The 20,626-nt window shown below is 65.2% G+C and carries 19 protein-coding genes and 1 pseudogene; 10 read left to right on the forward strand and 10 right to left on the reverse strand.

Annotation, left to right across the window (positions count from 1 at the left end):
• Positions 1-7: 7 nt before the first annotated feature.
• Genes cydB through cydC form a run of 3 tightly spaced genes read left to right on the forward strand, consistent with a single transcriptional unit; the run spans position 8 to position 4,369 of the window.
• Positions 8-1,045 (forward strand): cytochrome d ubiquinol oxidase subunit II, encoded by a 1,038-nt coding sequence (cydB, locus tag CH281_RS06955; RefSeq protein ID WP_032371333.1) that lies wholly within the window; start codon positions 8-10, stop codon positions 1,043-1,045.
• Positions 1,042-2,742, forward strand: coding sequence for a thiol reductant ABC exporter subunit CydD (gene cydD / locus CH281_RS06960; RefSeq protein WP_032371332.1), 1,701 nt, complete (start codon positions 1,042-1,044; stop codon positions 2,740-2,742). The genes cydB and cydD overlap by 4 nt, the downstream gene beginning before the upstream one ends.
• Complete coding sequence (gene cydC / locus CH281_RS06965; protein ID WP_094693557.1) at positions 2,735-4,369, forward strand: thiol reductant ABC exporter subunit CydC; 1,635 nt, start codon at positions 2,735-2,737, stop codon at positions 4,367-4,369. Before cydD ends, cydC begins: the two co-directional genes overlap by 8 nt.
• Before the next feature lie 193 nt (positions 4,370-4,562).
• On the opposite strand, the gene CH281_RS06970 is transcribed toward cydC, so the two are convergent.
• Complete coding sequence (locus CH281_RS06970) at positions 4,563-5,228, reverse strand: FABP family protein (protein ID WP_027495859.1); 666 nt, start codon at positions 5,226-5,228, stop codon at positions 4,563-4,565.
• Between the two features lie 376 nt (positions 5,229-5,604).
• Here CH281_RS06970 and CH281_RS06975 point away from each other — a divergent pair, with 376 nt between their 5' ends.
• A complete protein-coding gene (locus CH281_RS06975) occupies positions 5,605-7,158 on the forward strand; it encodes a cutinase family protein (protein WP_094693559.1) in 1,554 nt (517 codons plus the stop codon).
• A gap of 67 nt (positions 7,159-7,225) precedes the next feature.
• Here the strand turns inward: CH281_RS06975 and CH281_RS06980 are convergent, their stop codons facing one another.
• The 5 genes from CH281_RS06980 to CH281_RS07000 all read right to left on the reverse strand — a co-directional run bounded on the left by CH281_RS06980 (position 7,226) and on the right by CH281_RS07000 (position 10,332).
• Positions 7,226-7,531 carry a DUF1416 domain-containing protein gene (locus tag CH281_RS06980; RefSeq protein ID WP_008719402.1) on the reverse strand — a complete coding sequence of 102 codons (306 nt, stop codon included), beginning with the start codon at positions 7,529-7,531 and terminating at the stop codon, positions 7,226-7,228.
• Position 7,532: 1 nt separating this feature from the next.
• A complete protein-coding gene (locus CH281_RS06985) occupies positions 7,533-8,369 on the reverse strand; it encodes a sulfurtransferase (protein WP_027495862.1) in 837 nt (278 codons plus the stop codon).
• A 42-nt stretch (positions 8,370-8,411) separates the two neighbouring features.
• Complete coding sequence (locus CH281_RS06990) at positions 8,412-8,888, reverse strand: DUF4395 domain-containing protein (RefSeq protein WP_027495863.1); 477 nt, start codon at positions 8,886-8,888, stop codon at positions 8,412-8,414.
• A gap of 254 nt (positions 8,889-9,142) precedes the next feature.
• Entirely contained in the window at positions 9,143-9,556 is a 414-nt protein-coding gene (locus tag CH281_RS06995; RefSeq protein ID WP_094693561.1) for a thioredoxin family protein, read from the reverse strand.
• Complete coding sequence (locus tag CH281_RS07000) at positions 9,553-10,332, reverse strand: LmeA family phospholipid-binding protein (protein WP_027495865.1); 780 nt, start codon at positions 10,330-10,332, stop codon at positions 9,553-9,555. Before CH281_RS07000 ends, CH281_RS06995 begins: the two co-directional genes overlap by 4 nt.
• A gap of 130 nt (positions 10,333-10,462) precedes the next feature.
• Between CH281_RS07000 and CH281_RS07005 the strand changes: the two genes are divergently transcribed.
• The 6 genes from CH281_RS07005 to pstB all read left to right on the forward strand — a co-directional run bounded on the left by CH281_RS07005 (position 10,463) and on the right by pstB (position 16,310).
• Positions 10,463-11,221 carry a winged helix-turn-helix transcriptional regulator gene (locus CH281_RS07005; RefSeq protein ID WP_027495866.1) on the forward strand — a complete coding sequence of 253 codons (759 nt, stop codon included), beginning with the start codon at positions 10,463-10,465 and terminating at the stop codon, positions 11,219-11,221.
• On the forward strand, positions 11,222-12,160 hold the full coding sequence (gene mshD / locus CH281_RS07010; RefSeq protein WP_032386362.1) for a mycothiol synthase: 939 nt from the start codon (positions 11,222-11,224) through the stop codon (positions 12,158-12,160).
• 199 nt (positions 12,161-12,359) lie between these two features.
• Entirely contained in the window at positions 12,360-13,460 is a 1,101-nt protein-coding gene (gene pstS / locus CH281_RS07015) for a phosphate ABC transporter substrate-binding protein PstS (RefSeq protein WP_032367500.1), read from the forward strand.
• Positions 13,461-13,547: 87 nt separating this feature from the next.
• The gene (gene pstC, locus CH281_RS07020; RefSeq protein WP_027495869.1) at positions 13,548-14,585 is read left to right on the forward strand and encodes a phosphate ABC transporter permease subunit PstC; all 1,038 of its coding nucleotides are present in this window, start codon (positions 13,548-13,550) and stop codon (positions 14,583-14,585) included.
• A 3-nt stretch (positions 14,586-14,588) separates the two neighbouring features.
• Entirely contained in the window at positions 14,589-15,497 is a 909-nt protein-coding gene (pstA, locus tag CH281_RS07025) for a phosphate ABC transporter permease PstA (RefSeq protein WP_027495870.1), read from the forward strand.
• Positions 15,498-15,533: 36 nt separating this feature from the next.
• Complete coding sequence (gene pstB / locus CH281_RS07030; protein ID WP_027495871.1) at positions 15,534-16,310, forward strand: phosphate ABC transporter ATP-binding protein PstB; 777 nt, start codon at positions 15,534-15,536, stop codon at positions 16,308-16,310.
• A 127-nt stretch (positions 16,311-16,437) separates the two neighbouring features.
• On the opposite strand, the gene phoU is transcribed toward pstB, so the two are convergent.
• The 4 genes and pseudogenes from phoU to CH281_RS27235 form a co-directional block, all read right to left on the reverse strand.
• Positions 16,438-17,112 carry a phosphate signaling complex protein PhoU gene (gene phoU, locus CH281_RS07035; RefSeq protein WP_027495872.1) on the reverse strand — a complete coding sequence of 225 codons (675 nt, stop codon included), beginning with the start codon at positions 17,110-17,112 and terminating at the stop codon, positions 16,438-16,440.
• Between the two features lie 66 nt (positions 17,113-17,178).
• Positions 17,179-19,155: an LCP family protein gene (locus CH281_RS07040; protein ID WP_032407648.1), complete on the reverse strand. Its 1,977-nt coding sequence runs from the start codon at positions 19,153-19,155 to the stop codon at positions 17,179-17,181.
• A 119-nt stretch (positions 19,156-19,274) separates the two neighbouring features.
• A complete protein-coding gene (gene dusB, locus CH281_RS07045) occupies positions 19,275-20,414 on the reverse strand; it encodes a tRNA dihydrouridine synthase DusB (RefSeq protein WP_027495874.1) in 1,140 nt (379 codons plus the stop codon).
• 94 nt (positions 20,415-20,508) lie between these two features.
• A pseudogene (locus tag CH281_RS27235) lies at positions 20,509-20,626 on the reverse strand (acyl-ACP desaturase); the annotation flags it as partial.

Consider the following 20,626-nt stretch of genomic DNA (forward strand, 5'->3'; position numbering starts at 1 on the left):
GATAGCAATGTCACTGCCCGAATTCTGGTTTCTCATCATCGCTTTCTTCTTCGTCGGCTACTTCGTGCTCGAAGGCTTCGACTTCGGCGTCGGCATGCTCATGCCCATTCTGGGTAGGCACCCCGACTCCGTGACGGGAGAGAAGCGTCGTCGCGCAGTTCTCAACACCATCGGCCCGGTCTGGGACGGCAACGAAGTCTGGCTCATCACGGCAGGCGGTGCCCTCTTCGCGGCGTTTCCCGAGTGGTACGCCACATTGTTCTCGGGCTTCTACCTACCGTTGCTGTTGATCCTGGTGGCGCTCATCCTGCGCATCTGCGCCATCGAATGGCGCGGCAAGATCGACGACCCGGTGTGGCGCCGACGCTGCGACATCGGCATCGGCATCGGCTCGTGGGTTCCGGCGGTGCTGTGGGGCGTCGCGTTCGCCAACATCGTCCGCGGAGTCGCGATCGACGAGAACAAGAAGGTCACCGCAGGGTTCTTCGACCTCCTCAACCCGTACGCACTACTCGGCGGAGTAACGATGGCCGTGGTGTTCGCCCTGCACGGTGCCGTGTTCATCGCGCTCAAGACCTCCGGCGACGTCCACGAGGACTCGGTGAAAATGGCAGCGTGGCTGTCGGTTCCGGCAGTGCTCGTCGGTGGTGCCTTCGCGCTGTGGACCCAACTCGCGTACGGGAAAACCTGGACGTGGGTACTGGTCGCGGTGGCAGCAGTGGCCCTGCTACTCGTCGTCGCGCTGACGGCGAAAGTACGTGAAGGCTGGGCCTTCGTCTTCACCTGCATTGCCATCGTCGCCGTCGTCGTGCTGCTGTTCGCGTCCCTGTTCCCCAACGTGATGCCGTCCAGCACCGACGCCGGCTTCGATCTCACTATCGCCAACGCGTCGTCCAGCCCGTACACGTTGACGGTGATGACGTGGGCTGCAGCCTTCGCGGCACCCGTCGTCCTCGGCTACCAGGCGTGGACGTACTGGGTTTTCCGGCAACGTATTTCGAGCGCCCAGATCCCCGACTCGATCGGGCTGTCGGTGAAGTCGTGACCGCACCCACCACTTCGCGGACACGGCCGAAGGGACCGGTCGATCCGCGACTGTGGAAGTACTCACGCTCCGCCCGTGGCTACGTGCTCGTCACGGTCGCGCTGTCGACCGTGGTCACCCTGTGCATCATCGTGAGTGCACTGGCGATCGGACGCGTGCTGGCCGGCGTCATCACCGACCCGACGGCCAGATCGTTGTCCGCATGGACGACGGAACTGGTCGTCCTGGCCGGTGCAACAGTGGTTCGGGTGCTCGCGACCGGAGCCCAGTCTCGTTACGCACACCGGTCGGCGTCGCGGGTCGTCGCCGAGCTGGAGATCGAAGTACTCACGACGGCAACGCGTTTCGAGCCTCGCGAGCTCGACGCCGAGCGCGAAGAACTGGCCGTCGTCGTGACCCGCGCCATCGGCGGACTACGGGCGTACCTCACCGGCTATCTGCCGGCGCTGGTGCTGGCCGTCATCGTCACCCCGTTGGTCCTGATCGTCATCCTCACACAGGATCTGACGTCGGCCGCCATCATCGCCGTGACCCTGCCGCTCATCCCCGTCTTCATGATCTTGATCGGCTTGCTGACCAAGGGCCGGGCGGCCGCCACGCTCACCACGATGACCAGGTTGTCTGCGCAACTGCTCGATCTGTTGGCAGGCTTGCCGACTCTGCGCGCGCTCGGGCGCGAGCACGGACCGGCCGCTCGCGTTCGTGCACTGGGCGACGCCCACCGTCGAACGACCATGCGCGCACTGAAGATTGCGTTCCTGTCGTCGATGGTGCTCGAGTTGCTCGCGACGCTGTGTGTAGCGCTGGTTGCCGTCGGCATCGGGCTGCGTCTGGTGTTCGGCGAGATGACACTCGAAGCCGGCATCATCGCGCTCGTCCTCGCGCCCGAGGTGTACTTTCCACTGCGCGCGGTCGGCACCCAATTTCATGCGGCCGAGGACGGCGTCGAGGCAGCCGATCGTGCATTCCGGGTGTTGGACCGGCGAACAGCGCGGCCGACCGGTGGCCGCACCGTCGACGCGACAGCGGTCGACATCGAGCTGGACGGGCTCGGCGTTGCGAGTCGGGACGGAGCGGCACCAGCGGAGCTGAGTGCGCTGTGCCGGGCAGGCACCGTCACGGTCCTGACCGGACCGAACGGCGCAGGTAAAACGACTGCGCTGCACGCGATCCTGGGCCTGACTCCGCCGTCGACCGGCGCGGTGAGCGTCGGGGGAGTGCCGATCGCCGAACTCGATCTCGAACAGTGGTGGGCGCAGGTGGCCTGGCTCCCGCAGCGGCCGGTGTTGGTGCCGGGCACGCTCTACGACAACGTGACCCTGCACGGAATCCCCGACTCGGCTGCACTGGAACTCGCCTGCCGCGCAGCCGGATTCGACGAGGTGCTTCGAGAACACCCCGAGGGCTGGGACACCCGCGTCGGGCAGGGTGGGGTGGGGCTCTCGCTCGGCGAGCTACAGCGCCTCGCACTGACGCGTACCTTCGTGTCCGATGCTCCGGTGATGCTGTTGGACGAGCCGACGGCACACCTGGATCCGGTGAGTGAAGCGACTGTGCTGCAGGCGGTTCGAGATGCCGCCGACCGCGGCGTCACTGTGGTGATGGTCGGTCATCGGCGTTCGGTGCTGCATGCCGCCGACCGCATCGTCGAGGTGCGCAGCGACTCGACCACGAAGCGGGAGTTCGAGCATGTCTGATCTGCGACGAGCGCTGGCGCTGTTCGAGCTGTCTCCGCGCAGAGTCGTACTGCCCGTGTTGGCGGGAGTAGCGACGCTGGGCAGTGCACTCGCCCTGGCGGCACTGTCGGCGTGGTTGATCACCCGGGCGTGGCAGATGCCACCGGTGCTGGACCTGTCGGTTGCCGTCGTAGCCGTTCGGGCACTGGGTATCTCGCGCGGGGTGTTTCGGTATCTCGAACGCTTGACCACCCATGATGTGGCGCTACGTGGAACGACGACGGCCCGCACGAGGATCTACGAGAGATTGGCGAACGGGAACGGCGCGGTCGCACTGCGACGGGGTGACGTTCTGGCGCGCACCGGTGCGGACGTGGACGTTCTCGGTGACGTCGTCATCCGGGCCGTCGTTCCCATCTGTGTGAGCGTGCTGATGATGCTCGCGGCCGTGGGCCTGCTCGCGGGAATCGCACCTGCCGCCGCATCGATTCTGGCGGTGGCATTGCTGATCGCCGGCGTGGGTGCACCGATACTCGCGGCCCGGTCGGCGAGGATCGCCGAGGAAGCCGGTGTCGAAGCCGACGTGCGCTTCGCCGAGACAGCCGTCCGCGCACTCGACCATGCGGCGGAACTGCGAGTCGCCCGTCGTCTGGACGCGACACTCGCCGAAGCCGAGGTCGCAGCACACGACTCGGTGGTTGCGCGAGATCGCGCGGCGCGTCCGTCGGCACTCGCCGATGCCGCACAGCCACTGGCGATCGGAGCGTCGGTGATCGGGTCGTTGCTGATCGGCATCGGGCTGTACGGCCCGGACGGAGGCACGGCGGGCGGCATGACGCCGATGGCGTTGGCGATCATCGTGTTGGTTCCACTGGCCGCATTCGAGGCGACCGCAGCTCTGCCCGCAGCGGCAATCGCACTGATGCGCGGCCGAATCGCGGCCACCCGAATCATGACTATGCTCGATGCGGCTCCGACCCATGTGAGTGGCAGCCTGAACGCGTCGTTCCGCGGGCTCCACTCCTGCCCGACCCCTGCTACGAACTTCCGCGCACATGCGCGGAGCGCAATCATCGGGCCCAGTGGATCGGGAAAGACGACGATGCTTCGGGCACTCGCCGTCGAATTCGGCTCGGATGCAGCGCTGTTCGCCGAAAACGCGCACCTGTTCGACACCTCGATTCTGGAGAACCTGCGAGTGGTGCGCGGCGACGTGGACGAAGACCAGGCAACTCAGGCATTGCGACGAGTGGGTCTCGGACCGTGGCTCGACGCGTTGCCCCAGGGCGTTCACACGACACTGATCGGTGGGGCGCAGGCGGTCTCGGGTGGTGAGCGTCGTCGACTCCTTCTCGCACGCGCCCTGCTGAGCACCGCGCCCGTCGTGCTGTTGGACGAGCCGACCGAACATCTCGACAGAATCTCCGGCGAACGGATTCTGCGCGAGCTGCTCACCACCGACGACGGGCTGTTCGGTGCCGAGCGAACGGTGGTCGTCGTCACTCACCAATTGCCCGAGAACACCGACGCCGACCAGGTGATCGACCTCGGAGACCGGACTGCGAAAAAACCCTTTGCCGACTCCCGATCGCGGGCGTACGTTGGGAGTACACGAGAGAGGAGGTGGTCTGAAGTTGATGAACTCTAGGACGCGTGAGGTGGCTGTCAGCTAGCCGCAATCGCTGACGGATTCACTGCGAAGACCGCGCGAGCGGCAGGCGAATCCCAGGCAGCTACCCGGCCCCCGAGCCCCCGACCTGTCCGGTCGGGACCTGACACCAGGTATGGCTCGGGGGCCGTTCGCATGCGAACGGCCCCCGAGATCCGAAAAAGATTCTGCGTCAGCCGATGTAGCGGGTGAGGCGGGCCGACAGACGCGGTGCGAGCGGGCCGTCGGCGACGACACGTTCCTCGACGTATGCCAGATCCCCGCCCTCGACGATTCCGTACAGGCGGCGAGCTCCGCCCACCAGTGCACCCGACGTGCTGCGGATGACGACGTCGGTGGCAAGTTCCCAGGACGACTGGGTCAGGGCGTGACCGTAATACAGTTCGACGACGCCGGTGCTGTGCGTCAGCAGCAGCTCGACGACTTCTTCGTCCTTGGACCCCTTGACTCCGTCGCCGCCGCTGATGCGCCAGAACCCGGTCTCCCGAAGGTCGGGGTGCGCGTAATTGCCGTCGGAATCGAGTCTCCAGGAGCGCGATTCCCAGCTGAGGTAGCTGCCGCCGTCATGGGAGACGACGATCTGCTGACCGAAGGGATAGTCGGTGTCCGTTTCGGGATCGTGCCCCTCGCCCTGACCGCGCCACACGCCGACGAGTGGCAGCAGCGCCAGCATCGACGGGTGCAGATCGGGGCCGAGCCGCAGGTTTGCGGTGTCGTCCGGGTGAGGGATGTCGGGCAGCACCGGGATGTTGCGCGCCGACGCCTCGGCGAACTTCTGCTCGGCAGCCGAAATGGCTTGGTCACCGCTGGTGATAGGGGTGCCCAGTCCGTCGTCGATGCTGTCGGGGTTGCCCGCGCCCGGTTCCGTCACGACTCGTCGTTGACCAGTCGGTAGACGACATAGAGCGAGAACGCGATGATGGCTACTGCCGCAAGCGCCAGCAATACCTCGAAGAAGATGACCACGGAACCGAGTTTAACCCGCGGCGAGACCGGTCGATGACAACGGTCCGTTTCCGCGCTGTGGCATTGGTGACACACCATCATTTTTGCGGACTACAGTGCCCTGGATCACTCGTAGTGATGGCGAAACCGACGCGAGCAGGTACCTTCTTCCCGGGGGCGTCGGGCTCTCGACTTCGAGAGCGCCGACGAATTCACTATGTGTGTCGTCAAGGCTGTTGTCTTGTAAGGCTGGGGAGGTCTCTGCAGAAATGCTGCGTCGTAAGCGTGTTCTGACATCGTCGTTCGGTTCCGTATTGGTTCGATCGGCGGTTGTCACAGTGGCGTTGGCCCTTGCAGCTCCCGCTGCTGCGCTGGCCGCGCCCGACTCGGGATCGCCCGACTCGGGATCGTCCGATTCGGGTTCGGCAGAGTCGGGTTCGGCCGACTTCGGTTCGTCTCAGGGCCCGAATATCGATCCGAACAACTACGCGCAGGACTGCCCGGACGTACTGCTGTTGGCGGTGTCCGGAGCCACCGACTCGGACTCCGATCGCAATCCGCTCAACGAAGAAGCGCAGACGATCGCGTCGAACTGGGTCGGCAACGTCACCGTTCCGGTCGGTGAGGCGAACGCGGACAGCCCCGGCACCGTCGGCTGGCTCTACGTCCCGTATTCCTCCACCTACGGCTTCGACGTACTCGACAACGTGCCGACCTACCAGGAGTCGATCGCCGACGGCATCGCGTCGACCAATCGGTTGATGGACGAGTACAAGACCAAGTGCGGTGAGAAGACCAAGTTCGCGCTGCTCGGGTACAGCGTCGGCGGCGAAATTCTCGATCGCGTGACGATGGAACTCGGCCACCGCGACCCCAACGCTCTCGTCACGTCCGACGACGTCGTCGGTGTCGTCATGGTGGGGTCGCCCTACCGCCCGGCCGGAGTGCCTAATTTCGGTGACGAGGTGGGCCAGTCGCTCGGCGGCTTCATGGACCAGTCTCCGCGGGACTACGGGTCGATGACGGACAAGGTCACCTGGTCGTGTCGTCCCTACGATCTCGCCTGCGACTCGCCGGACAAGATCGAACTGCTGCAGCTGGCGCTCGGTGTGCTCGGCCAGATGCGGTTGACGCTGCTCAACCCGGTGCAGACCGTCTCCGACTTCGGTCGGACGGTTGCCTCCATTGCCACCCGCGCGATCATCGATATCGCCACGAACAAGTCGTGGCTCGAGTCGGACGAGACGCTCCTGCAGGTTCTCGTCAAAGTCTCCGACCGGCAGTATCAGGTGGACGACGCGAAGGCTGCAGCAGCGCTGTCGCCCGACCGACTACTCGCCGATCTCAACTGGGCTCTCGGTCCGGGTGCCGAAACGGTGAAGGCGAAGTTGCGCGCCGAGGGCGAGGGCCTGGTGGAGAACAACAAGGGCATCGTCGACGTCGTGCTCGGCCCCTACCTGGCGATCGGCTTTCTGCAGCACCTGTCCTACTGGTACAACGACCCCAACGACGGGGTCGAGTGGGAAAGCGAAAAGATGGTCGCGTGGGTGACCGATCTCGCGCGAACCGAACGTGAGAAGAAGAACGCGCCTCCCGCGGTCGACCCGGCCACCCCCGAGACCCAGGCACCCCAGACCCAGGCACCCCAGACCCAGGCACCCGAGACGCCCGCCCAGGAATCCCGGGTGCTGCCGGAGCCGGGGACGCAGACTCGCGTCAGCGACCTCGGAGCCTTCCTCGAATCCCAGGGCATCCCGGTACCTCCCGGCATGTTCCCGCCGCAGTACTCCACGGTCCCCGAGCCGGCGCGAGCGGTCGGCTAGAGCAACGAAAAGAACCCCGCACCTGGTTGCCAGGTGCGGGGTTCTTCTATGTGATCGGTTCGGTGACTCAGACTCCGACGGTGACGTCGGCCGAGTGCACGCCCGCGCCCTCGGGCGTGATGACGGTGTCGCCGTTGCCCGATGCGGACAACGCCCGCAGCGTCCACTGTCCGGGGGCAGCGAAGAAGCGGAAATCGCCGGTTCCCGACGCGACGACCTCGGCGGTGAATTCGCCGGTGCCGTCGAGGAGACGGACGAATGCGCCCGCTACCGGCTCACCGTCGCCGGCGAGGACACGGCCGGTGATGACCGTTTCCTTCTCGACGTCGACGCCTGCGGGGATGGTCTGACCCTGCACGGGTGCTCCACACATATCAGTGAACCTCCAATTCGATGGGTGCTCCGACGAGGGAGCCGTATTCGACCCAGCTGCCGTCGTAGTTCTTGACGTCTTCCTTGCCGAGGAGCTCCTTCAGCACGAACCAGGTGTGGCTCGAGCGCTCACCGATGCGGCAGTAGGCGATGGTGGCCTTGCTGTCGTCGTAGCCCTTGGTCTTGTACAGCTCTTCGAGTGCCTCGTCGGACTTGAACGTGCCGTCCTCGTTGGCGGTGGTGCTCCACGGGATGTTGATCGCGGACGGGACGTGGCCACGCTGCTGAGCCTGCTCCTGCGGGAGGTGTGCCGGCGCAAGGATCTTGCCGGAGAACTCGTCGGGGGAGCGCACGTCGATCAGGTTCTTGTTGCCGATGGCGTCGATGACCTCGTCGCGGAACGCGCGGATCGACAGATCCGGTGCCTCGGCGCGGTACTGGGTGTTCTCCCGGCTGACGACGTCCTTCGACAGCGGGCGGCCGTCGAGTTCCCACTTCTTGCGGCCGCCGTCGATCAGCTTGACGTCCTTGTGGCCGTACAGCTTGAAGTACCAGTAGGCGTAGGCGGCGAACCAGTTGTTGTTTCCGCCGTAGAGCACGACGGTGTCGTCGTTGCTGATGCCCTTGGCCGAGAGCAAGCCGGAGAACTGCTCCTGATCGAGGAAGTCGCGGCGAACCGGGTCCTGCAGGTCCTTGCGCCAGTCGAGCTTGACCGCACCTTCGATGTGTCCGCCGTCGTAGGCGCTGGCGTCTTCGTCGACCTCGACGAAGACGATCTTCGGTGCGTTCAGGTTCTGCTCGGCCCAGTCGGCAGAGACCAGGACGTCGGAGCGAGCCATGGTGTTCCTTTCGGTCTTTCTTGTCGGATCAGGGGGTAGTTGTCACGCTGCGGTGCGCGAGTTGCCGCGCAATCGAGCTGCGAGGGGGTAGATCATGCAGCCCAGGCACACTGCGAACGCTGCGTTGAGAAACGCCGCGAAGAGCGCGAAGCCTGTCGCTACGGTGCCGACGACGGGAGCGCCGAGAGCGAATCCGAGGACTCCGACGGCGGCGAACACGAAGCCCACCAGTTGGGCGAACTTCAACGGGGCCACCGGCTCACGTTCTGTGGTCGGTGAGCGCCGCGGCGCGACGAATGTCGCGTAGATCGTGCCGTACGGACTGTGCTTGGGTCCGCGGACGGCTCCGATTCCGAACACGATCGCCTGGAGCCCCAGCAGGATTGCCGCTGCGGGAACCGAGACCGTGCTCGCGAGGAGGACGACGACCAGAACTGCGGTGGTGATCCACGCGGCGAAGCGCGGACCACGGACGTCGACCTGGTCGATCGTGGTGGTGTGGGTGTCGGATGTCGACATCGAGAGGTACTCCTGTGCGAGGCCGGGGCACGGCTTGTCGCCGGTGCTCGGATGTGGATTTCGATCATCGGGCCGGCATCACGCATGGGCGTGGCGGCAGACGGAAATCAGCAGCAGCGACAGCAACAACCGCCCAGTCGGCACAGATCAACCGTGCGTCGACTGGTGAGCATGAGCTCGCGGCGGGAGAACACGAAGTGCATCCTACCCGTTACCAGGGGCGCGTCGTACCGCCCACCTGAGTAGCTCTTGCCCTACAGCGCGTCGAGAGCCTCGCGCAGGGCTGCGGCCGACGGCACGCCGGCAATTCTCGAACGCCGACGCAGTTCTCCGTCGAGGACGAAGGTCGTCGGCAGCGAGAGCACTCCGAGTTCACGGGCGAGAACAGGCTGAGCATCGATGTCGAGTTCGACTTCGCGTGCGTCGGTGCGGTCGGCGAGAACCTGATGCACCACACGACGCACGGCAGCGCACGGACCACACCAGTCCGCCGAGAAGTGCAAAATCGTCGGAGTTCCCGAGGTGACGCCCGCATCGACGAGCAGCGGGAGAAGGTCGTCGGAATCGGTGGACGCGATGGTGCGTACGGCACCGGAACGACGACGCAGAATCAGACCGACAGCAACGACAAGGACCGCCACGACAACCAGAACTATGATCCCTGTCACGGCTTTTCGATCTCGTTGAGGTCGATATTCACGTTCTCTCCCGACCCTTCCACGACGATCTGCGAACCCTCCGCGTATACGTCCGTCGGCAGCAGTCCGAACGGCAGGCTCTGGCGTTCGATGGTCTTGGTGAACAGACCGAGAACGGTGGGCTTGGCGAAATCGGGAATCGTGAAGTCGGCCTGCCCCTCCGGTCCGAAGTAGAAGTCCGATGCCACGATGGCGACACTGTCACCTTCGAGCAGAAGGTCGGCCTGCACGCTGACGGTGGTCTGCAGCGGTCCCACCGGAACCGTTCCCGTCAGTACGACGCCACCGGCGGTGGTCTTGCCCGACCCGCCGGAGCCGCCCGTGCCGTCGGACTTGTCGGCCGGAGGTGCGGAAACCTGCAGGTCGACGATGCCGAGGAACCGTCCGAGATCGGTTGCCTCGATGCGGACGCGGCCGTCGAGCTCGTCCACCGGGATGTCGCGGACGTTGTTGTCGATCAGGTCGGACAGGGCTATGTGGACGCCGCGCAGATTGGCTTCGATGGTCGTCGAGCCGACGTATTCGGTCGGGACGTCCTGGGCTCGGATCTCGATGTTCTGATAGCGGCCGTCGGCGGCCTGGGTGAGGAACGGAAAACCGTGCACGATCACCTGGGGGTCCGAGGTGAGTTCGCCGCCGTCGCGGATGGCGCGCGAGACGCGATATTCGGAGTAGGCCGCGGCCCCGAAATCGACGACGAGCGCGAGGGCCAACAGGCTGACGAGTCCGATGAGAAGTGTGCGCACCGGTCCATTGTGACCGAAGCATCGCGTACTGCCCGCTTCGACCGGTTGTACGGACAAGCTAGTCTGTGTCCTTGACGATCACTCGATTCCAGCGTCGGCTGGACCGGCCAGCGGTAAGAACGGAGACGCAGTGGAGCTCCTGTTACTGACCTCCGATCCCAATCCGGAGGGCGTACTCCCGTCTCTCGCGTTGCTGGCTCACCACATCCGGCCGGTACCGACCGAGGTGTCTTCTCTCCTCGAAGCAGGTTCTGCCGACATCGCGCTGGTGGATGCACGTACCGATCTGGCTGCTGCTCGCGGTCTGTGTCGGCTGCTCGGTAGTACCGGCTCGGCCATCCCCGTGGTCGCGGTCCTGACCGAAGGCGGCCTGGTCGCAGTCAATTCCGACTGGGGGCTCGACGACATCCTGCTGCCCGGCACGGGTCCCGCGGAACTGGACGCTCGGCTACGTCTGTTGGTCGGGCGGAGCGGCGGGGTTGCGAGTCCCGAGACGTCGGGCAAGATCACGCTCGGTGAGTTGGTCATCGACGAGGGCACGTACACCGCCCGGTTGCGCGGTCGCCCACTCGATCTGACCTACAAGGAATTCGAGCTGCTGAAGTACCTGGCTCAACATGCGGGCCGCGTCTTCACCCGCGCCCAGTTGCTGCAGGAAGTGTGGGGCTACGACTTCTTCGGTGGCACTCGCACCGTCGACGTCCATGTTCGACGCCTCCGCGCCAAGCTCGGCACCGAGTACGAGTCGCTGATCGGAACGGTGCGGAACGTGGGCTACAAGGCCGTGCGTCCGTCGCGTAACTCCAAGGGCGGTACGGCTCCGGACGCCATGGCCGGCGATTCCGACGATGCGGATTTCGAGTTCGAGCAAGAGAGTACGCTCTCGTAGATGAATTCGGATACTGCGTTCGACGTCCACCCCCTCGACGGCGACGCACCGTCCTCGCGCGTCAGCGACGAGATTCACCGGATCCTTTCGCGTGCAACCGAAGTCGACGGTACTGCGCCGCTCTCGGAGCAGGCCGTCAAGGCCGTCGACGCGGGTGAGGGCGTCGTTCGATTCGTTGCCACCGACGCAGATCGAGTCGTCGGGTACGTCGGCGTCGCCGACGGTATGGCCGAGGCAGTGGTCGATCCGGAGTATCGCGGTCGCGGCATAGGTCGGCGATTGGTCAGCAGCGCACTCGATCTCGGCTCCGACACGCGGATCTGGGCGCACGGAAACCTGCCCGCAGCACAGTCGGTCGCGCGGGCGCTCGGGCTGACGGTGGCCCGGGAACTGCTGCAGATGCGACGGGCCGCGGCGGAGCCCGAACTGCCCGATGTGGTTGTACCGCAAGGTATTTCGCTGCGAACCTATCGCGGGCACCAGGACGATGCCGAATTGTTGAGGGTGAACAACGCGGCATTCTCCTGGCATCCCGAGCAGGGCGGCTGGACCGACCGCGACATCGCGTCGCGGCGAGACGAGCCGTGGTTCGATCCCGCGGGTCTCTTCCTGGCCTTCGAGGAAGGCAGCGACCACCTGCTCGGATTCCATTGGACGAAAGTTCACGCGGCCGAGGATCGGGTCGTTCCGCAGGCTCCACTCCCTGGGGGCAACGACCCGGCCATCGGTGAGGTGTACGTGGTCGGTATCGATCCGCAGGCGCAGGGTCGCGGTCTCGGACGGGTACTGACCTTGGCCGGGCTGCATTATCTGCGCGGTCGCGAACTGGACCAGATCATGCTGTACGTCGAGGCCGACAACACCGCGGCGGTGCACACGTACACCAAGCTCGGGTTCGCGAATTACCACGTCGACGCCGCGTACGCGCGGACCGCGTAATCGGACATTTCCAGCACGGTGTTCATCTTCCGTTCACCCACGCGGGGGTAAACGTCTACCACCTGCCTTTACCTTTCTCTCTGGGCGGCAACCTACGCTGCCTGGTGCGAGGGTTCTTCTGAGCCGGCACCTTCACAGTCGCAGCGCGAACCTCGAGTTCGCGCCGCGATCACGGCCCAAGATTCCTCGGAGGAAACAGGTGAACCTCAAGCGCAACGGTGCTCTCATGAGTGCAGTGGCAGTCAGTGCCATGTTGCTGGCCGCATGCGGTAGCGACGCGAACGTCGCCACCACGGACGGTGCATCGCAGTCCTCGGCTTCGTGCGAAGGCAAGTCCCCGTTGACCGGTGAAGGCTCGTCCGCACAGCAGAACGCCATGTCCAACTTCACCTCGATCTACTCCGGCGTCTGCGCGGGCAAGGCCGTCGAGTACACCACCAGTGGTTCGGGCAACGGCCGCACGCAGTTCGTCGCTGGCCTCGTCGACTTCGCCGGCTCCGACTCGTCCATCAAGGACGACCAGGCCGCACAGGCCGCCGTGCGCTGCGCCAACAACCCGGCGTGGAACCTGCCGCTGGTCTTCGGCCCGGTCGCAGTGGCCTACAACGTCGACGGTGTCGACAACCTGGTGCTGAACCCCGACGTCATCGCGCAGATCTTCACCGGCAAGATCACCACCTGGAACGACCCGGCCATCGCTGCACTCAACGAGGGCGCAACGCTCCCGTCGACCGCGATCACCCCGGTCTACCGCTCCGACTCGTCGGGCACCAGCGACAACTTCCAGCGCTTCCTCGCGGCATCCGCTCCCGAGGCATGGACGCTGAACCACAGCTCCGATTGGGCCGGCGGCGTCGGCGAAGGTGCCAACGGATCCTCGGGCGTCGCCCAGGCCGTCGCCGCCACCCCCGGTGCCATCACCTACGTCGAGAAGGGCTTCGCCGACCAGGAGTCGCTGGGCAAGGCCGCCGTCGACTTCGGTAACGGACCGGTCGAGCTGAGCAGCGAGACCGCAGGCAAGGCAATCGACGCCGCGAAGTTCAAGGGCGAGGGCAACGACCTCGTCATCGACATCGACGGCCTCTACGCCAGCGACGCAGCGGACACCTACCCGCTGGTCCTCGCGACCTACGAGATCGTCTGCTCGAAGGGCTACGACGCCGACACCACGGCAGCAGTCAAGTCCTTCCTGCTCAGTGCAGCCAACGAGGGCCAGCAGGGCCTCGAAGAAGCCGGCTACGTGCCGCTGCCCGACGCATTCAAGGAACGCCTGGTCACCGCCATCGAAGCGATCGCCTGATCCTCGATAAACCCGGTTTCGCCTTCGGCTCGCGGTGACGCGGGCCGAAGGCGGACCACCCTGCATCGACACGAGACAGTGAGCGGTATGAGCGACACCCACTCGATCACCGGCATCCCCTCAGCGGCTACCGTGCCTACCACAGGTGCCGCCCACGAACCGGAAGAACCACAATTGTCAGACTCGAAAACATCGGGGACGGTCACCCGTCCCGGTGACAGGATCTTCTCCGGCCTGGCCAAGGGCTCGGGCATCTTCATCATCGCCCTGATCGCTGCGGTCGGCATCTTCCTGCTCTGGCGAGCGATTCCCTCACTGTCCAACAACACGGTCAACTTCCTGACCTACAACGGCGCGTGGGACACCTCGAACACCTCGGCAATGGTGTTCGGTGTACTCGACCTGTTTCTGGTCACCGTCACCGTGTCGTTGTTCGCTCTGATCCTGGCGATGCCCGTCGCGCTCGGTATCGCGATCTACCTGACGAACTACGCACCCAAGCGTGTTGCCGGACCGCTCGGCTACGTCATCGACCTCCTCGCCGCCGTCCCGTCGATCGTCTTCGGCCTCTGGGGCCTGTACGTCCTGGCCCCGGCGATCAGCCCGTTCGCCGAATGGCTGAACTCGTCGCTGAGCTGGTTCCCGCTGTTCAGCACTGGCTCGGTATCGATCGCAGGCGGCGGCACCATCTTCACCGGCGGCATCGTGCTCGCCGTGATGATCCTGCCGATCATTGCCGCCGTGACCCGAGAGGTGTTCGTTCAGACGCCCAAGGGCCAGGTCGAGGCGGCCCTTGCGCTCGGAGCCACTCGCTGGGAAGTTGTTCGCACCACGGTCATTCCGTTCGGCAAGTCCGGCTTCGTCAGCGGTTCGATGCTCGGTCTCGGACGCGCACTCGGTGAGACCATCGCGCTCTACATCATCATCCGCAGCACCCAGGCGACCTTCGGCGGAACGTTGTTCGACGGCGGTTCCACATTCGCGACCAAGATCGCGCTGGCAGCAGGCGAGTTCAACAACCCGCTGCAGGCCGGTGCCTACATCGCCGCCGGTCTGGTGCTGTTCGTCCTGACCTTCGTCGTCAACGCCGGTGCCCGCGCCGCCATCGCCGGAAAGAAGGACTGACCCATGACCGCAACCATGGACAAGCCCGTCAAGGAGCCCACGTTCCAGGGCGTCAGCGCCCGGCGCAAGGCGTCGAACCTCGCGGCGACGATTCTCGTCAGCCTGTCGGTGCTCGTCGCCCTCGTACCACTGATCTGGGTGCTCTACACGGTGATCTCACGTGGACTGTCCGCTGTGGTCGCACCGGCCTGGTGGCAGAACTCGCAGGCCGGAATCACCCAGTTCATCGCCGGCGGTGGTGCGTACCACGCGATCGTGGGAACCCTCCTGCAAGGACTGTTCTGCGCCGTCATCTCCATCCCGATCGGCATCTTCGTCGCCATCTACCTCGTCGAGTACGGCGCAGGGACCAAACTGGCCAAGGTCACGACGTTCATGGTCGACATCCTCACCGGTGTTCCGTCGATCGTCGCGGCCCTGTTCATCTACGCGCTGTGGATCGCCACCTTCGGGTTCCAGCGCTCCGGTGTCGCCGTTGCCTTCGCCCTCGTGCTGCTGATGATTCCGGTCATCGTGCGGTCGGCCGAGGAGATGCTGCGCATCGTTCCGCAGGATCTGCGCGAGGCGTCCTACGCACTGGGCGTGCCGAAGTGGAAGACCATCGCCAAGATCGTCATCCCCACCGCGCTTTCCGGCATCGTCACCGGCATCATGCTGGCGCTGGCCCGCGTCATGGGTGAGACGGCTCCGGTGCTGATCCTGGTCGGCTCGGCCACCGCTATCAACTTCAATATTTTCGAGGGGCCGCAGACGTCACTGCCGCTCATGATGGTCGACCTGCAGAAAGCAGGAACCGGCGTGCTCACCGCGGAGCGCATGTGGGGAGCAGCCCTGACGCTGATCCTGATCGTCGCAATACTCAACATCGGCGCGAAGTTGGTCTCGAAGTTCTTCTCGCCCAAGAACTTCTGACCCACCCGACTCCAGAGAATCCTAAGGAATCAGAACATGGCAAAGCGTCTCGATCTCAAGGACGTCAACATCTACTACGGCAAGTTCCATGCCGTCTCCGACGTCACTCTGGCAGTCCCGCCGCGCAGCGTCACCGCGTTCATCGGACCGTCCGGCTGCGGTAAGTCGACCGTCCTGCGTTCGCTCAACCGTATGCACGAGGTCACGCCCGGCGCTCGCGTCGAAGGTTCGGTGCTGCTCGACGGCGAGGACATCTACGGCAGTGGTGTCGACCCCGTCGGTGTGCGACGCACCATCGGCATGGTCTTCCAGCGACCCAACCCGTTCCCGACCATGTCCATCAAGGACAACGTCGTCGCCGGGCTGAAGCTGCAGGGTGGCCGCGGCAAGAAGGAACTCGACGAGATCGCCGAGCGCTCGCTCAAGGGTGCCAACCTGTGGACCGAGGTCAAGGATCGCCTCGACAAGCCCGGTGGCGGACTCTCCGGTGGTCAGCAGCAGCGTCTGTGCATCGCCCGCGCCATTGCCGTCTCTCCCGACGTGTTGCTGATGGACGAGCCGTGCTCGGCCCTGGACCCCATCTCGACACTGGCGATCGAGGACCTGATTCAGGAACTCAAGCAGGACTTCACGATCGTGATCGTCACACACAACATGCAGCAGGCCGCGCGCGTGAGCGATCAGACCGGCTTCTTCAACCTCGAGGCAACGGGCAAGCCCGGCAAGCTGATCGAGATCGACGACACCGAGAAGATCTTCTCCAATCCGACGCAGAAGGCCACCGAGGACTACATCTCCGGCCGCTTCGGATAACCGCACACCGCACAGAGAACCCCCGCCGAGCGAAAGCTCGACGGGGGTTCTTTTTGTGCGCCTGCCCTGGGGTCGAGATCGAGTAGCGTTGTCGCGCAGCGCTACTCGACCTCGAACGAAGTGGGTGCTACGAGCTGGGAATGTTCTGCTGGTGGAGGTCGGCGGGAAGCTGGCCGGTGACGAGGAAGATGACTCGGCGGCCGACCTCGACGGCGTGATCGGCGAAGCGTTCGTAGAAGCGGCCCAGCAGGGTCACGTCCACTGCGGCGGCGACGCCGTGGCTCCACTCACGGTCCATCAGCACCGTGAAGAGGTGACGGTGCAGGTCGTCCATCGCCTCGTCCTCTTCCTGCAGCTTCGCAGCGCGCTCGGGATCGCGGGTCTCGAGCACCTCGCGGGCCGAGGCACCGATCTGCACGGCGAGGCGTCCCATCTCGGCGAAGTATCCGTTGACGACCTCGGGGAGGGCGTGGTTCGGGTGCCGGCGACGGGTGATCTTGGCGACGTGGAGTGCGAGTGCGCCCATCCGGTCGATATCGGCGACGATCTGGATGCCGGCCACCACCGAACGGAGATCGCCCGCGACCGGAGCCTGCAGCGCAAGAAGTGTGAATGCCTTCTCCTCGCAGATCGCGCTGAGCTCGGTGATCTTGTCGTGCTCGGAAATGACCTGCTCGGCGAGAACCAGGTCTGCTTGGAGGAGAGACTGCGTGGCCTTTTCCATGGCCGCACCAGCCAGGCTCGCCATTTCTCCGAGGAGATCGGCGAGCTCGTTCATCTGTTCGTTGTAGGCGACGCGCATGAGCGCAGTTTAGTAGGTCACACCGACCAGTTCTCTGTCCCGAGGGTTAACGGGGAATGAATGGAGTCAGGCGCACGTGTCGTCGGCCGCGTTGGTGAACGACAGATCCTCGGGCAACTGTGCACTTTCGGTCGTTCCCTCCACCTGCGTGGGGTCGATCTGCGCACCGACGTCGGCCGGGTACTGGGTGTAGCCCGGGTAGTTGGAACCGAGGACCACCTCCACGACGTTGTTCAGGCTCGGAGCCAGTTCGATCGCAGCGCCGGGTATCGCCGACGCCACCGTCGCCGCAGCGGCTTCCTGATCCTGGGAGTACCGCACGACCGTCTGAGCGGCGGAGCCGGAGAAGTTGCCGACCGTGAGGATCTGGAACCCGTACGTCGCCAGCTGATCGGATGCGGTCTGCGCCATTCCCGCGATGTCCGATGCGTTCGACACCTGCAGCGACACGGTGCCAGGATCGACGGCCAGCAGCGGGGCGTCGGGGGCGGCGGGCGGCGGGGTCGGTTCCGGCGTCACCGGTTCCGCCCGTTCTTCGCCGGGCAGGGGCAGGTCGTCGATGATCGCCTGGAAGATGGCACCGATCGCGTCCTCGTTGGGGATCTCGTTGCCGTAGTCGTTCGTCCCGGTGGTGGGAATGGTCAGGAAGGTCACCGCGCCGGCGTCGACGTTCTGCAACGAACGGCCGAGCGTCACCAGGTCCTGGGTCTTGACGTTCTCGACGAAGGTGTCGGAGGTGAACGCGTTGACGAATCCGTTCAGCTTGCCCGGGTCGAGAAGAACCTTGTTCGACAACGCCGATCGCAACAGTGACGACAGGAAGCGCTGCTGGCGCTTGATGCGGCCGTAGTCGCCGTTGCCCTCCGATTCGATGTTGCGTGCCCGGACGTAGTTCAGTGCGGTGCGGCCGTCGATGCGTTGGGTACCGGCGTTGGGGAGTACGTCTCCGAGTTCGTAGTCGACGAGAGGCTGCGCGGTACACACCTCGACACCGCCGACCTCGTCGACCATGGACTCGAACCCGGCGAAGTCCATGCCGACGAAGTGTCCGATCCGCAGTCCTGAGATCTTCTGAATGGTCTTGACCAGGCATTTCGGGCCGCCGAGGGCGTAGGTGGCGTTCAGCTTGTCGCCGTACGCCTCCGGGAACATCTCACCGGTGTAGGTATTGGTGACGTTGTCGAACTGCTCGCACTCGGGGCGGGTCACGTCCAGGTCGCGCGGGAACGACACGGCGACGACGCGGCTGCGGTCGGCCGGAATGTTGACGAGCATGACGGTGTCCGAGCGAGATCCCTCGGCATCGGCAACGGTTCCTGCGCCTACCTGCCCACTGGCACCGGCGCGCGTATCGGTGCCGACGATCAGGTAGGTCTCGTCTCCGTACTGGCCTGCGGCGTCGACGACGTCGGTCGAATCGGGGTCGAGCGCGGCGACTTGGAGGAATCCCTGATCGGTGTTGCGTAGATAGCCCCACACCACTCCGGTGAGTGCCACGGCGAGGATGGCGACGATCGAGACCAGACTTCGGCCGATCATGCGTATTCGTCGTCGTCGCCGTACCCGGCTCATCGCCAGACGCGTCAGCGCCGGCCGGTCGGCGGCGGGTGCTCCGACGGGTTCGGGGGCAGCGTGCGGCGGCGGGGTGGGCATCGGACGGTTCGCCCGAGCCGGCGGGGGAGTGGAGTCGGTGATCGGTGAGATGACCTCGGTGGGCTCTTCGACGTCCGGCCGTTCGGGGGGATCACGTCGGGTCGCTCCCGAACGAGACATCTTGTCGACCAGCTCGGCGACCGACACCGTGTCGGCATTGCGGGGGGAGCGTTTACCGAGTCGGCCGCTGTCACCCGGCTTCGGCGGAGAATCGGAGTCGGGTGCGTCGGGTTCCGAACCAGCGGGGTCGGGTGCGGCGGGGTCGTCGGACCGAGGGGGACGTTGTCCGGAACGTCCGCCTGCGCCGGTTCGTCCGATTGAGGACAGCGGGCGCTCCCATGGGGCGCGACCCTCGGGCACAGACGGGCCCGACTCTCGATCGTCTCCCACGAATTCGAACCTGGCCTTCCATCACACGCATGTGCCGTCTACTCGGCAATCCAAGCCATAGTACTGACTCGAGCGGCGCGGTCCACTTCGTGCGAGACGGGCCCTGGTGAGCGGGTCGATCAGCCGCCGGAATGCATCAGATCTGCACCGGCGGGGACACACAGGTCCTCCGGATCGTCGAGCCATCCGTCGGGCAGCGACACTGCACCGGGCGAGCCCTGCCGGCCGCGGGGACCCTCGGCGTCCTTGGGAAACGGAACGGTCGGATCCAGTTGCGCCAGAAGGTCGTCCAGTTCGGCGAGGGTCGACACCAATGCCATCGACACCCGAAGATCCGAGCCGGCGGGAAAGCCGCGCAGGTACCAGGACACGTGCTTACGCAACTCGCGCAGGCCTTTGCCCTCACCGTGGTGCTGCGCGAGCAACTCGGCATGGCGCGCGATGATCGTGGCCACCTCACCCAGGGTCGGCGGCGTCGGCTCCGGCCGCCCGTTCAGGCGGGCACTGAGCTCGGCGAACAACCACGGACGACCGAGGCAGCCACGCCCGACGACGACGCCGTCGCATCCGGTTTCCGCCATCATGCGGACGGCGTCGGACGCCGAGAAGATATCGCCGTTGCCCAGGACGGGAATCCCGGTGACGTGCTCCTTGAGTCGAGCGATCTCGTTCCAGTCGGCGGTGCCGGAGTAACGCTGGGAGGCGGTGCGGGCGTGCAACGCCACGGCCGCTGCACCCTCGTCGGCGGCGATCCGGCCGGCATCGAGATGGGTGTGATGGTTCTCGTCGATTCCGACACGGAACTTGACCGTGACTGGGATGTCTGTGCCCTCGGTGGCCTTGACCGCGGCAGCGACGATGCGGCCGAACAGGTTTCGCTTGTACGGCAATGCGGCTCCGCCGCCCTTGCGGGTGACTTTCGGGACCGGGCAGCCGAAGTTCATGTCGATGTGATCGGCCAGGTTGTCGTCGACGATCATTTTCGCCGCGGCGTACGTGGTGTCGGGATCGACCGTGTAGAGCTGCAAGGACCGGGGAGTTTCGGTGGGCCCGAACGTCGTCATGTGCATCGTGGCGGGTTGCCGTTCGACGAGAGCACGTGCGGTGACCATCTCGCAGACGTACAGACCGGACGTGCTGCCCGCGCGCTCGAGTTCCTGCTCGCGGCACAACGTGCGGAACGCCACATTGGTGACGCCTGCCATCGGTGCGAGGACGACGGGGCTGCGCAACTCCAGGGAGCCGATCTGCAATGTCATGGAAAACAAGCCTTTGGAACGAAGGGAGAACTTTCAGGAGAAAAGGCGGTGCCCGGCACCGAAGTCGGTACCGGGCACACCAGTCGATCGAAACTCAGGACGCGCGTGCTTCAGCCTTGGCGCGTTCGCGGGCCAGCGAGCGATCTCGCATCTCCTCGAACTTGGTGGCCTGACGTTCGAGGTCTTCGAGGAACGCGGCGAGTTCCTCGCGC

The organism is Rhodococcus sp. 06-221-2 (assembly GCF_002258365.1).
GTDB lineage: Bacteria > Actinomycetota > Actinomycetes > Mycobacteriales > Mycobacteriaceae > Rhodococcoides > Rhodococcoides fascians.

Bases quoted from the DNA above. Each gene is read 5' to 3' on its own strand.
- pstA (WP_027495870.1), top strand. From the start codon at position 14,589: ATGACCGCAACCATGGACAAGCCCGTCAAGGAGCCCACGTTCCAGGGC.
- dusB (WP_027495874.1), bottom strand. From the start codon at position 20,414: ATGACATTGCAGATCGGCTCCCTGGAGTTGCGCAGCCCCGTCGTCCTC.
- CH281_RS06985 (WP_027495862.1), bottom strand. From the start codon at position 8,369: ATGGCTCGCTCCGACGTCCTGGTCTCTGCCGACTGGGCCGAGCAGAAC.
- cydB (WP_032371333.1), top strand. From the start codon at position 8: ATGTCACTGCCCGAATTCTGGTTTCTCATCATCGCTTTCTTCTTCGTC.
- CH281_RS06980 (WP_008719402.1), bottom strand. From the start codon at position 7,531: ATGTGTGGAGCACCCGTGCAGGGTCAGACCATCCCCGCAGGCGTCGAC.
- pstC (WP_027495869.1), top strand. From the start codon at position 13,548: ATGAGCGACACCCACTCGATCACCGGCATCCCCTCAGCGGCTACCGTG.
- mshD (WP_032386362.1), top strand. From the start codon at position 11,222: ATGAATTCGGATACTGCGTTCGACGTCCACCCCCTCGACGGCGACGCA.
- pstB (WP_027495871.1), top strand. From the start codon at position 15,534: ATGGCAAAGCGTCTCGATCTCAAGGACGTCAACATCTACTACGGCAAG.
- CH281_RS06990 (WP_027495863.1), bottom strand. From the start codon at position 8,888: ATGTCGACATCCGACACCCACACCACCACGATCGACCAGGTCGACGTC.
- cydC (WP_094693557.1), top strand. From the start codon at position 2,735: ATGTCTGATCTGCGACGAGCGCTGGCGCTGTTCGAGCTGTCTCCGCGC.
- phoU (WP_027495872.1), bottom strand. From the start codon at position 17,112: ATGCGCGTCGCCTACAACGAACAGATGAACGAGCTCGCCGATCTCCTC.
- CH281_RS06975 (WP_094693559.1), top strand. From the start codon at position 5,605: ATGCTGCGTCGTAAGCGTGTTCTGACATCGTCGTTCGGTTCCGTATTG.